Source organism: Klebsiella sp. JN_Kp126 (genome assembly GCF_033843325.1).
GTDB classification, from domain to species: Bacteria; Pseudomonadota; Gammaproteobacteria; order Enterobacterales; family Enterobacteriaceae; genus Klebsiella; species Klebsiella michiganensis.
In genome coordinates this window covers 40665-54740 of record NZ_JAWXQV010000057.1, presented here as the reverse complement: position 1 = coordinate 54740, position 14076 = coordinate 40665, and the positions used below count along the sequence as shown (strand labels likewise).

General features: G+C 55.9%; 14 protein-coding genes. 7 read left to right on the top strand and 7 right to left on the bottom strand.

The features are described 5' to 3' along the window. Positions 1-70 precede the first annotated feature (70 nt). Complete coding sequence (locus tag SIK97_RS13395) at positions 71-988, top strand: LysR family transcriptional regulator (RefSeq protein ID WP_004852363.1); 918 nt, start codon at positions 71-73, stop codon at positions 986-988. Here SIK97_RS13395 and SIK97_RS13390 read toward each other — a convergent pair. Together SIK97_RS13390 and shiA are read right to left on the bottom strand one after the other, a co-directional pair. Continuing rightward, entirely contained in the window at positions 981-1712 is a 732-nt protein-coding gene (locus tag SIK97_RS13390; protein ID WP_047723384.1) for a lipoyl protein ligase domain-containing protein, read from the bottom strand. The two genes, SIK97_RS13395 and SIK97_RS13390, sit on opposite strands and share 8 nt — an antisense overlap. Before the next feature lie 18 nt (positions 1713-1730). After that, positions 1731-3056, bottom strand: coding sequence for a shikimate transporter (gene shiA / locus SIK97_RS13385; RefSeq protein WP_047723385.1), 1326 nt, complete (start codon positions 3054-3056; stop codon positions 1731-1733). Between the two features lie 303 nt (positions 3057-3359). Between shiA and SIK97_RS13380 the strand changes: the two genes are divergently transcribed. The 4 genes from SIK97_RS13380 to SIK97_RS13365 all read left to right on the top strand — a co-directional run bounded on the left by SIK97_RS13380 (position 3360) and on the right by SIK97_RS13365 (position 6678). Then, entirely contained in the window at positions 3360-3857 is a 498-nt protein-coding gene (locus SIK97_RS13380; protein WP_032693833.1) for a molybdopterin-dependent oxidoreductase, read from the top strand. A gap of 10 nt (positions 3858-3867) precedes the next feature. Continuing rightward, positions 3868-5793 (top strand): putative bifunctional diguanylate cyclase/phosphodiesterase, encoded by a 1926-nt coding sequence (locus SIK97_RS13375; RefSeq protein ID WP_057173926.1) that lies wholly within the window; start codon positions 3868-3870, stop codon positions 5791-5793. A 205-nt stretch (positions 5794-5998) separates the two neighbouring features. Beyond that, on the top strand, positions 5999-6331 hold the full coding sequence (locus SIK97_RS13370; protein ID WP_004852354.1) for a DUF1971 domain-containing protein: 333 nt from the start codon (positions 5999-6001) through the stop codon (positions 6329-6331). An 8-nt stretch (positions 6332-6339) separates the two neighbouring features. Next, complete coding sequence (locus SIK97_RS13365; RefSeq protein WP_046877351.1) at positions 6340-6678, top strand: DUF1869 domain-containing protein; 339 nt, start codon at positions 6340-6342, stop codon at positions 6676-6678. Positions 6679-6770: 92 nt separating this feature from the next. Here the strand turns inward: SIK97_RS13365 and SIK97_RS13360 are convergent, their stop codons facing one another. Beyond that, entirely contained in the window at positions 6771-7469 is a 699-nt protein-coding gene (locus SIK97_RS13360) for a GntR family transcriptional regulator (RefSeq protein ID WP_014229998.1), read from the bottom strand. Between the two features lie 259 nt (positions 7470-7728). On the opposite strand from SIK97_RS13360, the gene SIK97_RS13355 reads away from it, so the two are divergent. Further along, positions 7729-9261, top strand: a complete 1533-nt coding sequence (locus SIK97_RS13355; RefSeq protein ID WP_025106061.1) for a PTS transporter subunit EIIC — start codon at positions 7729-7731, stop codon at positions 9259-9261. Between the two features lie 11 nt (positions 9262-9272). Next, positions 9273-10601, top strand: coding sequence for a 6-phospho-alpha-glucosidase (locus tag SIK97_RS13350; protein ID WP_014838902.1), 1329 nt, complete (start codon positions 9273-9275; stop codon positions 10599-10601). Here SIK97_RS13350 and SIK97_RS13345 read toward each other — a convergent pair. Genes SIK97_RS13345 through SIK97_RS13330 form a run of 4 tightly spaced genes read right to left on the bottom strand, consistent with a single transcriptional unit; the run spans position 10580 to position 14068 of the window. Further along, positions 10580-12115, bottom strand: coding sequence for an EAL domain-containing protein (locus tag SIK97_RS13345; protein WP_192845382.1), 1536 nt, complete (start codon positions 12113-12115; stop codon positions 10580-10582). The genes SIK97_RS13350 and SIK97_RS13345 overlap by 22 nt on opposite strands. Continuing rightward, the gene (locus SIK97_RS13340) at positions 12102-13007 is read right to left on the bottom strand and encodes a fimbrial protein (protein ID WP_014229995.1); all 906 of its coding nucleotides are present in this window, start codon (positions 13005-13007) and stop codon (positions 12102-12104) included. Before SIK97_RS13340 ends, SIK97_RS13345 begins: the two co-directional genes overlap by 14 nt. Positions 13008-13024: 17 nt before the next feature. Further along, positions 13025-13528 (bottom strand): fimbrial protein, encoded by a 504-nt coding sequence (locus SIK97_RS13335; protein WP_025106063.1) that lies wholly within the window; start codon positions 13526-13528, stop codon positions 13025-13027. A 12-nt stretch (positions 13529-13540) separates the two neighbouring features. Continuing rightward, entirely contained in the window at positions 13541-14068 is a 528-nt protein-coding gene (locus SIK97_RS13330) for a fimbrial protein (RefSeq protein WP_014229993.1), read from the bottom strand. Between the last annotated feature and the right edge of the window lie 8 nt (positions 14069-14076).

Here is a 14076-nt window from a genome sequence, read left to right as displayed (position 1 = left end):
GCTAACCCGTGCTGAAGCCGGCAAAAACCGCTATATTTGAACTCATTGTTTTTATCTGTGAACAATTGCTATGCGCGAGATCCGCCCGGAAATTTACTGGACCCACCTGTACTGGCTTACGGTGCTGGAGGAGCAAAAAAGCTATACCCGCGCCGCGGAAAAGCTGGCGGTCAGCAAATCCGCCATCAGCCAGAAAATCAGCGAGCTGGAGCGGGTTACCGGTAAAACGCTGGTGCACCGAACCACCCGCAGCGTGACCTTAAGCGAAGATGGTCTGCGGCTGGTGGCGGAGCTGAACGAGCCGTTTGGGCAGATTCGCGAGATCTTTACCGGCACCTGCGACGAGGAAGGCGGCCCCCTGCGCGGTACGCTGCGCCTGACCGCGCCGGTCGCATTTTCACGTCAGCAGCTGGTCCCGGCCATCACCCCTTTTCTGCACCAGCATCCGCAGCTTCATCTCCAGCTGGAGGTGACCGACCGACTGGTGTCGCTCGCCAGCGAGGGGTTCGACCTTGCTATTCGTCACTGTCGCCGCGAGCTGCTGCCGGAGACCCACGTGGCCTGGCCGCTGTGCCGTACGGCCACCCTGGTGGTCGCCTCGGCGGACTATATTCGCCGCTTTGGCCGCCCCGATTCGCCTGACGCGTTGCGTCAGCATCAATGCCTCACCTACCCGCGCGGGCCGCAAAGCCCGCACTGGACCTTTGAGCGCGACGACGAGCGGGTGAGCGTGAAGGTGCAGGGGCCGTTTGCCACCAATAACAGCGAATCCCTGCGCGACGCGGTGCTGGCGGGGCTGGGCGTTGCCTTACTGCCGGATTTTAGCGCCAGGGAAGCGATTGGCCGGGGGCTGGTTCAGGAGCTGCTGCCGGGATGGCGGCCGGTGGATGCGTTTGCGGAAAGTCTGTACGTCATTCGCCCCTACACGCCGCGCGTATCGCGGGCGGTAGAGACGTTCAGCCGCTATCTGAAGGCGACCTTCAGCTGATATTTTCCAGCTGCTGCGCCAGCGCCTCGCGAAAGCGGGGCAGCAAATCGGCGCCTTCTGAAACCAGCTCCGCCAGGGTCACGGTTTTATCGGCGCGGTATTCGCGCCCGCTGCCAAGCCGGGCTTCGAAATCATTGGCCGCCCGGTGAGCCGCCGCCAGGTCGGCATCCAGCAATACCACCGCGTGCGCGAGAACCACATGGCCTCGACCTTCCGCCATTGGTCGCCAGTACTGGGCCGTGCCGGCTATTTTTCGCACCTGCTCGCCCTCGCCGCAGGCCAGATTATAGCGACCATCGCAAAATGAACCGCTAACCGCCCGGCAGTGGCTGGCCACGCCAAAGGTCGCCAGCGTGCGCTGCAACAGGCCGCAGAGGAAAAGATAAATCGGCTCTGCGGCTTCGCCCAGCGAGTGATAGACCGGCCAGGCCAGGCTGAGATTGACAATTCCCGGCCCCTGCGGCACCAGCCCGCCGCCGGAGCGGCGCTGCCAGACCGGCCATCCCTGGCCGGCGAACTGCTCGCTCACCGCCGGGAGTTCGGCAAATTTCCGGTAGCTTCCCGGCACCACAAACCCCTGCGGGGCCTGCCAGAGCTGAGCCACCGCCTCACCGTCGAGCGCCCGGGCAAACAGCGGCTGCTCGGCAAGGGTGGGATCGGCAAAGTAACCAACCGGTAGCTGCTGGTGGCTAAAGCGCAGCGGCCAGCAGGGTTCCTGAATCATGATTTCTCCTTATCGACGCTATTCGCCCTGGCGGCTGGGTTTCATCAGCATCGCCGTAAGGGCGGAGAGCAGGCAGCCTGCGGTCAAGTAGATAGCGACGCTATGCCAGGCGCCGCCGGATAAGGTGACCAGGGCGGCGGCGATAAACGGCGTGAAACCGCCGCCGACAACGCTGGCAACCTGATACCCCACGCCGGCCCCGCTGTAGCGATAGCTGGCGCCAAACATTTCGGTAAACATCGGCTGCTGAACGCAAACCACCATATCGTGCGCAATATTTGCCAGCATAAGCGCGAAAAACAGGATCCAGAAGTATGACTGGCTTTCGAGCGCCATAAAGAACGGGAAGCCGCTGAGGGTGCCGATCAGCGCCCCGGTGATATAGACGCGGCGACGGCCAAAGCGGTCCGCCAGCCAGGCGAAGCAGGGGATCGTCAGGCAGCTGATGGCGCCGACAAGCAGGCCAATATTCAGAAACAGCTCGCGCGGCAGGCCGAGATTCTGCGTGGAATAGTTAAGCGCGAAGGCGGTAACGATATACATCGTCAGCAGCTCGCACAGGCGCAGGCCGATAATCATTAAGAACGCGCCCGGATGGCGGAACAGCGCTTCCACGACCGGCAGACGCTTTTTCTTCGGCTGCAGCTCCTGTTCGCGCTGCTGCTGTTCAAATTCGGCGGATTCCGCCATGCCGTTGCGGATCCAGAGCGCCGCCAGCACCAGCACGACGCTAAACAGGAACGGCAGACGCCAGCCCCAGCTGAGGAACTGTTCATCGGTGGTGCAGGAGCTTATCAGCGACACCAGCCCTGTAGAGAGCAGCAATCCGACGCCGTAGCCCACCTGCACGCCGCTGCTGTAGAACGCCTTCTTATTTTTCGGCGCGCTCTCTACCGCCAGCAGCGCCGCGCCGCCCCATTCGCCGCCCACCGCAAAGCCCTGGACGGCGCGCAGCAGGACCAGCAGAACCGGCGCCCACCAGCCAATCTGGTTGAAGGAGGGCAGCAGACCGATACAGGCGGTGGCGATCCCCATCATCCATACCGTCAGCATCAGCATGCGTTTGCGCCCGAGGCGATCGCCGAAATGGCCGAAGATAATGCCGCCCAGCGGGCGGAAGAGGAAGCCGACGCCGAAGGTGGCAAAGGCGGCGAGGGTGCCCATTGCCGGGCTGATTTGCGGGAAAAATTCCCGGTTAAATACCAGCGCGGCGGTGATGCCATAGAGAAGAAAGTCGTACCAGTCGACCACGGCCCCGGCGAAGCTGCCCCAGGCCGCTCTGCGGGCGCGGTTGAGTGAACATGCCTCCTTGCCGGGGCGCTGAGAAATTAACGTTGAGTCCATACCTGTCCTGTCTGTTGCTGAGTTTTTAATTATTGGAATGAGACGCTTTCCGAATTCGCGCCTGTCCTGAGACTACCGCGCAGAAGGGCATGTGAAAAGATTTTTACCTGCTCTGGGCGTTTAAAGGCATAAAGCGTTTGCTTCGCCGGGGGATGAACGCCCTTGTAGCCCGTTCAGAATGCGAGCTTAGGACTTCGCTTATTGTTTTTAATTTTAATTTTTGAACCCAACGGGGACACCTTTTAAGAAATGACTTAAATGGTTTACAATTAACAAGTCTCCAATTTCGGAAGGGTGAGTTAAATGCGTTTAATTTTTGCAGCTTTATTTTGTGTCATGGTTTCGCCTTCCGCTTTTGCAGAAAAACTGCCAGCGCCTGTCGGCAAACCCGTTTTAACTATTTCCGGCCTGATTGCTAATACGAATGAGGGCGATACCGCCGTTTTTGATGTCGCCGCATTAGAAAAGCTGGGGATGGAAACGCTGGTGACGACCACGCCATGGTATTCGGGCAAGGTCCGCTTTGACGGCATTTCCCTCAGTAAACTCATGGATTTAGTCGGCGCCAAAGGCAAGTCAGCCCGGGTGCTGGCGCTCAACGATTACACCACCATTGTCCCCCTGGACGACTTTCATAAATTTCCGGTAATTTTGGCTTTAAAAATGAACGGCGAATATATGCGCATTCGTGATAAAGGGCCCTTATTTATTGTTTATCCTTACGACAGTAGCCCGGAATTGCAGAATCAGATTTATTATTCCCGTTCGGCATGGCAGGTTTCGAAGATTATAATTGAGTAAGGGTTTGATCTTGAATCGAATACTCACTGCCATTATTTTGTCGCTCTTCATTGTGACCGGTTACATTACTTATCTGGTGCATGAGCGGCAAAGTGAGCTGCAAAAATTAACCCGTTATACTGATTCGTGGTCCGTTTCCCAGATAGTCTCCGAGTACATGCGCCTCGAGGCGCGACTCAGCGCGATGGGGCTGGGGGTGAAGGGAAGCGACCACGATGAGGTGCGCCTGCGTCTGGAAATTATGATGAGCCAGATTGCGCTGCTGCAGCAGGGTGATTTGGGAAAGTTTATCGGCAAAGATCCTCACCGTAAGGCGATAGTTAACAGCCTGATTGATCTTCTGGACCGGCTGGATAAGCAGCTGGACACCATGACGACAGCGCAGCTGAAGCTGATGCTGCAGGAGATGAGTACCCTGGACGGGCCGTTGACCTCACTCGCGTCCACCTCGCTCGCCCAGGATTTTAATCTGGTTAATCTGACCCACGATAAAATACAAAATCTCTATTACATCTATTCGGCGATTTCCATTCTGCTGATTGTTCTCTGTATCACGCTCGGGCTGTTGATGCTGAAGCAGAATAACACCCTGCGTCGCGCCCACGTGCGGATGAAATTACTGGCGACCGACCTGCAGGCCTCAAAAGAAAAGCTTCAGGTGCAGAACCGCCGTCTGCAGTACGATGCCTATCATGATTCGCTGACCGGGATGCCCAACCGTCTCTCTTTCTGGCAACGTCTGCAGGAGGTCGTCAATCAGGTGCGGCCCTATAACGGCTCAGCGGTCGTGATGCTGTTTGACCTGGATAATTTCAAGGACGTCAACGATACCCAGGGTCACGATGCCGGGGATAAGCTGCTGCAGGATTTGGCCAGCCGTCTCTCCTTTTTTCGCAAAACGTCAGAAACGCTCTACCGGCTGGGAGGGGACGAGTTTGCCCTGGTTTCCCATGATTTAACCGAAGAGATGGCGCTGGAGCGGGCGAAGGTGATCCGGGAAAAGATCAGCCAGCCGTATCAGATTTACGACTCGCTGATCCAGATTGGCGCCTGTATCGGGATTGTGATCTCTGACGGGGAAAGCCGTACCGACTATTTATACAAATGCGCCGACCTGGCGCTGTATGAAGCGAAAAAAGAGGGTTCCGGCAACGTTCAGGTATTCCGTCCCGGACTGCTTCAGCGCCAGCAGGAGAATAAATCCTTTGAAGATGACCTGATGCAGGCGCTGAACAAAGGTGAGTTCAGGGTTTACTACCAGCCGATAGCCGACACCATGAACGGTGAAATCTACGGCTACGAAGCGCTGGTGCGTTGGTTTCATCCGCTGCGCGGCAGCGTCCCGCCGACCGAATTTATTCCGGTAGCGGAAAAGATTGGCCTGATTAATCAATTGGGCGAATGGGTGCTGAGAACCGCCTGCGAAGCGGCCGCCAGCTGGTCGTCGCCGCTCAAAGTGTCGGTTAACGTGTCGCCGGTTCAGTTAATGAACAGTTCACTGACCGATACCGTGGTAACCATCTTAAGAACAACCGGGCTGGATCCGTATCGGCTGGATTTGGAAATTACCGAGTCTGACGTCTTTAACGAAAATACCCGTTCTCTCGAGATCCTGAGCCAGCTGCGCGAGCTCGGGGTGCAGATCTCCATTGATGATTTTGGCACCGGCTATTCTTCGCTATCGCGGCTAAGCTATTTCCCGTTCGATAAGATAAAAATCGACCGCTCTTTTGTGATTAACATTCCCGATCAGAAAGATGACCTCGATATCGTGCGGCTGATTATCAGCATGGGTAAAAGTCTGCATATGCGCATCGTGGCCGAAGGTGTCGAAACAGAAGAGCAGCTGCAGTCCTTACGCAAATTAGGCTGTGACCTGGTCCAGGGGTATTTAATCGGTAAACCGGGACCGCTCAGTTCACCTGAAAATAAGTAATTTGCCTTTTAATATGGGCGGTTTTAGTTTATCTAAAATCGCCCATATTTATTTTTGAATAGATCTAATCCCTAATGAGTACAATAAGGGGTAGGAAAACGCATCGGTAAAAAATAATACCCGCAATGATTAAAAGGGGTATATCATATGCAACATATTTTCCCATTTTCGACCGTATATGTGGTGCGTTAAGAGAGGCGAAATCATGCAGCGAATCATTATTCCTACCCACTATGTGCATACCCGGAGCACGCCGCTGTGGACGAAGCGGACGGCGCCGGCCTCAATCTGGAAGCGGCATCTGGATGCCGGTACCCGGCAGGGCGTCTATCCGCGCCTGTCGGTGATGCGAGGGGCGATACGCTATCTCGGATATGCCGATGAAACCAGCGCGGAACCGGTTGAAACCCTGACCATTGCCGAAGGTGAATTTGGCGTTTTTCCGCCCGAAAAGTGGCACCGCATCGAGGCGTTAACCGAGGATACTGTTTTTAACGTCGATTTTTACGTTGACCCTGACATTCTGATTGAGGGATAGGTAATATGATGAACAGTGAAAATAAAGGCTATTCGTTAGCGGCGATCAACGGGAATAATAAAGATAAAAAAGAAAAAGTGTATCTTAAGCCGATGGCCCTGTATGTCCCTGATATCGCCATCCAGGCCGTGGCTGAGCTTATTTCCACGCTGTCGGTGGAAAATGCCGGAGGAAAGGGGTTTATATTGACGGTGACCAACAATAATAACGGCGTCTCGGTCGATAGCGAGTTTGCTTCTCTGGCTGAGCTGCAGGATCCGCAGACGGCGGCCGATGCGGTAAAAGATCTGATTAATATTGTCCGCGGCTACGAGTCCGACGAAGAGACTAACGTCTGCGGCTGGTAGTCATTTGCCAACGCAGAATTGTCAGCTGTCGTCTATCGTCAGCTGACGCTGGACGGCTCTCGGTGGCCTGCGTCAGCCGTATCCCGCGGTATTTAGCGGCGCGTAATATGTTTAACATTGTATTTGTTGGTATTCTGGTAAATATCGGATAAATCAACAATGGTATTGTTATGGGCATAGCTGATCGACTGCACCCGTAGCAGCAGGCTGTTTTGTGGAACCTGTAAGAGCTCTGCTTGCTCCCGGGTGGCCAGAACCGGGGTATAGCTGCGGTGGCTCTCCAGGATGGTGATATTGCACTCTTTCTTGAAATAGTTAAATTTCGATCTTTCCAGATTTCCAACGCTTAGCCAGGGAAAAATCGCCACCGGTATATAGCTGTTCTCAATCAGAATAGGTACGTCGTCAATCATCCGAATGCGTCTGACGTAATAGACCTTCTCTCCCGGCTCAATTTTCAACTGTTGTGCGATAGCCAAAGGCGCATCAAGCATCGTGAACTCAATGACCTTATTGCGATAGTTGGTGACGCCGCCGATGTGCATCTGGTAGTTGAAGCCGTCAAGTTCCCCGCCGCGATAATTGCTCTTACGCGCCACGTATGAACCGCTGCCGTGGCGTTTGACGATCAGCTTCTCACTTTCCAGCAGCGTGAGCGCCTTGCGCAGGGTCATGACGGAGACCTGCAGCTCCCCGGCCAGCGCTTTTTCACTCGGTAGCGCATCTCCCACCTCGAATTCATCGCTATTGATGCGATTTTTTAGCCTGTCTGCGATTGTTTTATATATCACTTATAGATTTCTCGTGGTGTGTTCTGTCAGCGGATTATCATTTTATCTTGTTAATAATTGACATATTTTTGTCATTGCGGGGCGTTGTTTTGTCTCTGTCATCTATTTATCTGCTTTTACTTATATATCTGTTGCCGCAAGAGAGATATGACTTTCATCACAGATGACGATTTCACCGCTCTGAATTATGTCTGCCGGCGCATAGGCTGAAACGCATGTATCGGGCGCTGACGGCCGATGTGCGGGACAGGGGGTGAGGATGATCGGGGTAAAAAAATTACAGGATTTTTCGAAGGCCATGATTGGGCCGGTTTTGTATCTGCCGGTTATTGGTCTGCTGATTGCGTTGTTTAGTATGACAACCAATAAAATCTGGGTCGCGGAAGAGAGCTCGCTTTATCTGCTGGGGAAATACGTTTCCAGCATGCTCTGGGCCATCATGAACAATCTTGGCTTCTTCTTTTGCCTCGGGCTGGCCAGCGGGCTGGCAAAAACCCGAAAAGCGGAAGCGGCTTTTGTTGCCGCAATGACCTGGTTTATGTACCTGGCGGCCAACAATAGCTGGCTTACTCTGACCGGGCGGCTTGTTGAGGGGAGCAGCAACGCGCAGCTTTACGGCAGCGGGCAAACCTTTATTTTTGGCTTCCAGGTCATTGATATGGGCGTGTTTCTTGGCATCATTCTGGGCTGCGCGGTGGCTTTCATTCATAACCGCTTTGTCGATATCGAGTTTCGCGGCGCATTCTCAATTTATGGCAACAGCAAGCTGGTTCTGATCGTAATGATCCCGCTGGTCGGCGTGTTTGCCATCGCCACGGTGTACGTCTGGCCGATTGTTGAACATGGCATATCGGCGCTGACCGGGGTGATGAAAACCTTCGGCGCCGCCGGCGTTTTTCTGTACGGTTTTCTCAATCGTTTTCTTATCCCGACCGGGCTACACCACCTGATTTGGTCGCCCTTTGTCTTTACCTCCATTGGCGGACAGCTGTTGATTGATGGCCAGACGGTGGTGGGGGCAAAACCGATTTTCCTCGCTGAAATTGCCCATAGCGCTGGGCCGTTAAGCGACTCGGCGCGATTTCTCACCTACGGTATGGTGAAAATTTTCGGTACCGCCGGAATGGCCCTGGCCTTTTATACAACCGCCAGGCCGGAAAATAAGCAAAAGTTGAAAATCACGCTGATTCCTTTGATTGTGACTTCATTCCTGGTGGGGATCACCGAACCTTTTGAGTTCTTATTTATCTTTACCGCACCGTTGCTATGGCTGGTTTATTCATTACTGGACGGTTTTTTCCAGATGCTGGCGTGGCTGCTGGATGTGCGGGTCTGCGCCACCAACGGCATTATCGATTTTATTGTTTACAACATTCCGGCGGGAGCGCACCTCACGCGCTGGCCTGTGTTTGTCGCGCTGGGTTTAATGGAAACCGCGACGATGTTTTATATCGGTAAGTTTCTGATTCTGCGTTTCAAAATGCGTACGCCGGGCCAGGAGCAGCAGGGGGAGGGGGCTAACCAACCGGCAAGCGTAAGTGCGCCTGACAGGGCTTCCGGCGAGCAGGTCATTCTGGGCCTTGGCGGCAAAGAAAATGTCTGTTCGGTCGAGAACTGTTTTACGCGGCTTCGGGTTGACGTGCGGGACCCCGCATTAATTCAGGAACAGATTCTGAAGACCAGCGGCGGTACCAGCGTCATTATCAAAGGCAATCACGTTCAGGTTATTTATGGTTTAGGGGTTAATAAAATCCGTAATGCCGTGAATCGCTATTTAGATGTACATGAATAATGAGGTGGAAGATGAAAAATAAATTCGTTGTGACCATAGCCGGCGGCGGCAGTACGTATACCCCAGGGATTGTTATGATGCTGCTGGAAAATATGGACAGGTTTCCGTTAAGCGAAATTCGTCTCTATGATAATCATCACGATCGCCAGCGAGTGATTGGCGAAGCCTGTGCGATTCTGGTGGCTGAACATTATCCGCACGTTGCTTTTAGCTTCACCACCGACCCGCAGGAAGCCTTTACGGGCGTCGATTTCGTGATGGCGCATATTCGCGTCGGCCTCTATGAGATGCGCGAGAAAGACGAGAAAATTCCGCTTAAATATGGCGTGATTGGCCAGGAAACCTGCGGCCCGGGCGGTATCGCTTATGGTATGCGCTCTATCGCCGGCGTCCTTGAGCTGGTTGACTACATGGAAACGTATTCGCCGGGCGCGTGGATGCTCAACTATTCCAATCCGGCGGCGATCGTTGCCGAGGCCACGCGTCGGCTACGCCCGACGGCCAAAATTATTAATATCTGCGATATGCCGGTGGCTATTGAAGGGTTATTCGCCGATATTCTCGGGCTGAAATCGCGTAAAGAGATGAACGTCCGTTATTTTGGCCTCAACCATTTCGGCTGGTGGACCAGCATTACCGATAAGGCCGGCAACGATTTAATGCCGGCGTTAAAAAACCACGTTGCCGAGCTGGGCTATTGCAGTCCGAAAGAGGATTTTCAGCATAAAGCGCCGAGCTGGATTGAGACCTTCAAAAAGGTGAAGGACGTTTTTGCGCTGGATACCGATACGTTACCCAATACTTATCTGAAGTACTATTTTTATGCCGACTATGAGGTTGCCCATTCAGACCCTGACTTTACTCGCGCCAATGAAGTGATGGCGGGGAGAGAGAAGGAGGTGTTTGATATGGCCAGAGAGATCGTCGCCCGGCAAAGTGCCAAAGAGGCGCATTTCCATGCCGGGGCGCATGCGACCTTTATTGTCGACCTCGCCTGCGCCATCGCCTTTAACACCCAGGAGAGAATGCTGCTGATTGTGGAAAACAACGGCGCTATCGCGAATTTTGACGATACCGCGATGGTTGAAGTGCCTTGCCTGGTGGGCGTTAATGGCCCCGAGCCGCTGGCGATGGGTAAGATCCCGCTGTTTCAAAAGGGGATGATGGAGCAGCAGGTGGCGGTTGAAAAACTGGTGGTCGATGCCTGGGTTGAAGGAAGCTATCAGAAGCTCTGGCAGGCGATGACCCTGTCCAAAACGGTACCTAGCGCTTCGGTCGCAAAAGCTATCCTTGATGAACTGATCGTCGCCAACCGTGGCTACTGGCCGGAGCTGCGCTGAAGTGTCGCCAATGCCCGATGTTTTCCATCGGGCGTTACCGGTACCGCGATGGCGGCGCGATGCTCCGCCTCGCCCGAAAGCGGCTGAAGAAGCTCCGCCACGTTCTCCCTGCCAACCGGCGCCGAGAGGTAGTTGCCCTGAAAGCGGTCGACTCCCAGCGCCTGCAGTTTGTTGAATTTCTCCATGCTATCTACGCCTTCGGCAATACAGCGGCTGCCGGTCAGCTGGCAGTAGAAGATAAGGCTTCTGATCAGCGCCAGCGCGTGCGGATCGTGCTGCATATCGTTGACGATGCTCATATCCAGCTTGTAAGCGCAGAATCTCATCGTGCGCACCGGAAACATCACGCTGCTTTGCGAGAAGCAGTCATCAAGCATGATAGGGAAGCCGCGCTTTTGCAGGCGGGCGATATTTTCGGCGATTTTGCCGTGACCGTTGAGGTCGGTATTTTCAGCAAACTCCAGCACCAGCCTCTGCGACCTGTGCGGCTGACGCAGCTGCTGGCGCGCGGTTTCCATCATGCGAAGCAGGTTCTCGTTGCCGGCGACGGCGGCGGGAATATTCACGGCGAAATAACACTCGCCGGAATGCTGATTAATATTCTGCACCGCTTCCTGAAGGACAAACGCGGTGAGCACCAGCCAGGCATATTCCGAGCGTATTTGCGGTAAAAAATCGCCGGCAGCCAGCACGCTGCCGTTTCGGTTCCAGCGGGAGAGGATCTCCATTCCCTTTACCTGCTGGTGTTCATCGGTAATGGGCTGAAATACCGGAAAAATCTGTCGGCTGTGGATCGCATGGACAAGTTCACGCTCGAAAGCGGAAAGGGCGGCGATGCTCTCGCTTTTCTGGTCTCTTATCTGGCTGCCGGGAAAGCGGGCGGCCATTTCAGGGTGGTGTTCCACCATTTTTTTTAATCCTGCGGTTCTTTGATTGTAGAGCGTCTTGTGGCTGATGCCGCGGCGTTGAGCCTGAGCGCTGGCGCGGTAGCCGCAGAGTAAACCCAGGATAGCGTCCAGCTCCGGCCGGGTGATCCCGGCGGGGCGCTTGCCGAGCGCTCGCGTTTCATCCTCTGCCAGCTGCTCAAGAGAGGGGTATTCTTCGAGCACGGCGTCGCGCAGCAGCGCCGCCAGGCAGGGGACCGGCAAATCGGAAGCGGCGGCCCGTACGGCGGTAAGCAAACGCCGGTCTGCGACCTGATGCACCAGGGTGGGCCACAGCCAGCTTGCCGGGCTGCGGCTCAGGAACAGCATGGGCAGCGGCGTGGGGGACCGCGCCAGCAGCGCGGCGGCCCGCTTCAGAGTTGCCAGTAGCCCGGCGGGGCCTTCCGGGAGAAACACCACCACGCGGCGAACGCCGGCAGGCAGGGGCGGCGTCTCCGGGGGCAGCACAACGGGCCTGGCTCCTCCCTTCGCTATTATCCCGCTCAGCCCCTCGGCAGCCAGCGAACAGGGCGACAGGATAGCGACGAGCGGCTGCCCGCCGCCGGGGGGCGGGAGATTATTCGTAAACAAAAGTCACTCCGATAATCGACTGCACGTTACCCGCGGTCACCTGCCCGCTGGTGCGCGCGTAGTTGGCGGTTAATCCGAGGCTGACCGCCGAGGTGCCTACGTTGCCTAACGACACCGTACTGTTGGCGGGTACGACGCTACCGTTGCGCGTCAGCTGAACGCCCACCCCCTGGGCAGGGGACGCTGAGGCGGTATTGGTAAATATCGAGTTGCCCGCGTTCTCCGTGGTGCCGGAGAGGTAATAGCCGAGATTCTGGTTTTGCGCGCAGTAAACCGTCAGCGGAATGGCGGCGGATGCGGGATATTCCGGCAGCGTCACCGTCACATCGCGAGCAGAAACGTCGCAGCCGCCGGTTGGCACCACGACGTTGTTGTTGGCGTAAATGTTCCACACGAACTGGAAGTCGTCGTTATCCTTGTTGTTGGTCTGACGCAGGATCAGGACCGCGATCAACGACCCGGCGGAAATGGCGACGCCGCCTGCGCTACTGACGGGCGTCAGATAGAGGACGGTAGGCCAGGGGCTATCAACAATGGAGCTATAGGTCATACGCGCCGTTTCGCTGGTGGTTGGAAACGGGTAGCTGATGCCGTTATACCTGACGGTGCCGGAAAAGCTCGACAGCACCCCGCCGTAGGCCGAGCCGCGCTGCAGCGTTACGTAGTCGATCATGGAATCCGGAAAGTCGTTATGACAGAAAATCTGCGTCGAGAGATCCACTACCAGGTTCTGCCCGACGCTGACCGCCGGCGCGAGGTTCACGTAAACATTCGCCGATCCGCCACCGATGGGGATTGTCACCCCGGCGGCGGTTTTACAGGCGAACGACCAGGCGTTAAGCGACCAGCCCGCCAGCAGCAGCGTTAACAGCAGGGTGATTATCTTTTTCATTACTCTGTTCTCCTGGCTCAGGCGTAGGTATAGGTGACGTTAATCACCGCCTGAATAGTTCCTTGCGTCGCACCGCCGTTGACCGTCAGCGCTCTGACCTGTAGCGGGAAGCTGGCGGACTGGGTGGCGTCGTCGACCTGTACCTCTTTTCTCGCGCCGGTGTTCAGCGTGGTGCCGCCCTCATCCTGCAGCTCAAGCTGGATGTTGCCGGCGGTACCCTGGTTCTTGTAATAGCCGGTGGCGTCCGCCGTACCGCTGAAGCTGGCGGTGACCCGCGACGTGCCGACCGGGCAGTTGCTCAGGGTGAGCGCCACGCTATGCCAGGGCGAAGCGGCGCCGGCGGAGACCAGGCTAAAGGTATAGAGATCGCCGAGATCGACGGTGGCGTTAACGGTGGAAACGGTACAGGGTTTGGCCACCACTTTGCCGTTAACGGTAATGGTGACGTCGGCGGCCTGTAGCGTCGGGGAGGACGCCGCCAGCATCGCGGCCAGCAGCCATCCGGAATAGGTCGGGTTCATCAGCGCCTCCGGTTACTGAAATTCAAGCGTGAATGTTGCGGTTGCATTAACGTGTCCGGCGGTCACCGGTACCCGGGTGGCCATCAGCCGGGCGTAAAAGTTCAGCGTGTTGGTCTGGCCGGGGGTCAGCGTGGTCCAGGGGATCGCAGACGACGCGGCATTGAGCGGCAGCGCCGTCTGCTGCGCGTCAAGGATCTGCACGCCCATCCCTGCCGCCGCTGAGGCGCCGCCGTCGAGCTGTAACAGGTCGGTATTGATGCTGTCGGCAACGCCAACAAAGCCGACCTTCACCGCGGTGACCGAGCTGCCGCAGGGCGACAGCACAATACGAAACGGCACCAGCGGCGTGGTTGCCCCAACCGCATGGAACTGCTTCGCGGCGTTATCCATCAGATCGACGGTAAAATCTTTCGACTCACCCGCCACGGCGCAGGCGTTATCCCGAACGTAGCCGCTGATGGTGATGGTGCTGTCCGCCGCGCTGGCATTGTTGACCGCCAGCGATACGAGGGCGCTCAGCAGATACAGGGTTTTTCTCATCATGGTCT

Bases quoted from the DNA above. Each gene is read 5' to 3' on its own strand.
- SIK97_RS13395 (WP_004852363.1), top strand. From the start codon at position 71: ATGCGCGAGATCCGCCCGGAAATTTACTGGACCCACCTGTACTGGCTT.
- SIK97_RS13390 (WP_047723384.1), bottom strand. From the start codon at position 1,712: ATGATTCAGGAACCCTGCTGGCCGCTGCGCTTTAGCCACCAGCAGCTA.
- shiA (WP_047723385.1), bottom strand. From the start codon at position 3,056: ATGGACTCAACGTTAATTTCTCAGCGCCCCGGCAAGGAGGCATGTTCA.
- SIK97_RS13380 (WP_032693833.1), top strand. From the start codon at position 3,360: ATGCGTTTAATTTTTGCAGCTTTATTTTGTGTCATGGTTTCGCCTTCC.
- SIK97_RS13370 (WP_004852354.1), top strand. From the start codon at position 5,999: ATGCAGCGAATCATTATTCCTACCCACTATGTGCATACCCGGAGCACG.
- SIK97_RS13365 (WP_046877351.1), top strand. From the start codon at position 6,340: ATGAACAGTGAAAATAAAGGCTATTCGTTAGCGGCGATCAACGGGAAT.
- SIK97_RS13355 (WP_025106061.1), top strand. From the start codon at position 7,729: ATGATCGGGGTAAAAAAATTACAGGATTTTTCGAAGGCCATGATTGGG.
- SIK97_RS13350 (WP_014838902.1), top strand. From the start codon at position 9,273: ATGAAAAATAAATTCGTTGTGACCATAGCCGGCGGCGGCAGTACGTAT.
- SIK97_RS13340 (WP_014229995.1), bottom strand. From the start codon at position 13,007: ATGAAAAAGATAATCACCCTGCTGTTAACGCTGCTGCTGGCGGGCTGG.
- SIK97_RS13335 (WP_025106063.1), bottom strand. From the start codon at position 13,528: ATGAACCCGACCTATTCCGGATGGCTGCTGGCCGCGATGCTGGCGGCG.
- SIK97_RS13330 (WP_014229993.1), bottom strand. From the start codon at position 14,068: ATGAGAAAAACCCTGTATCTGCTGAGCGCCCTCGTATCGCTGGCGGTC.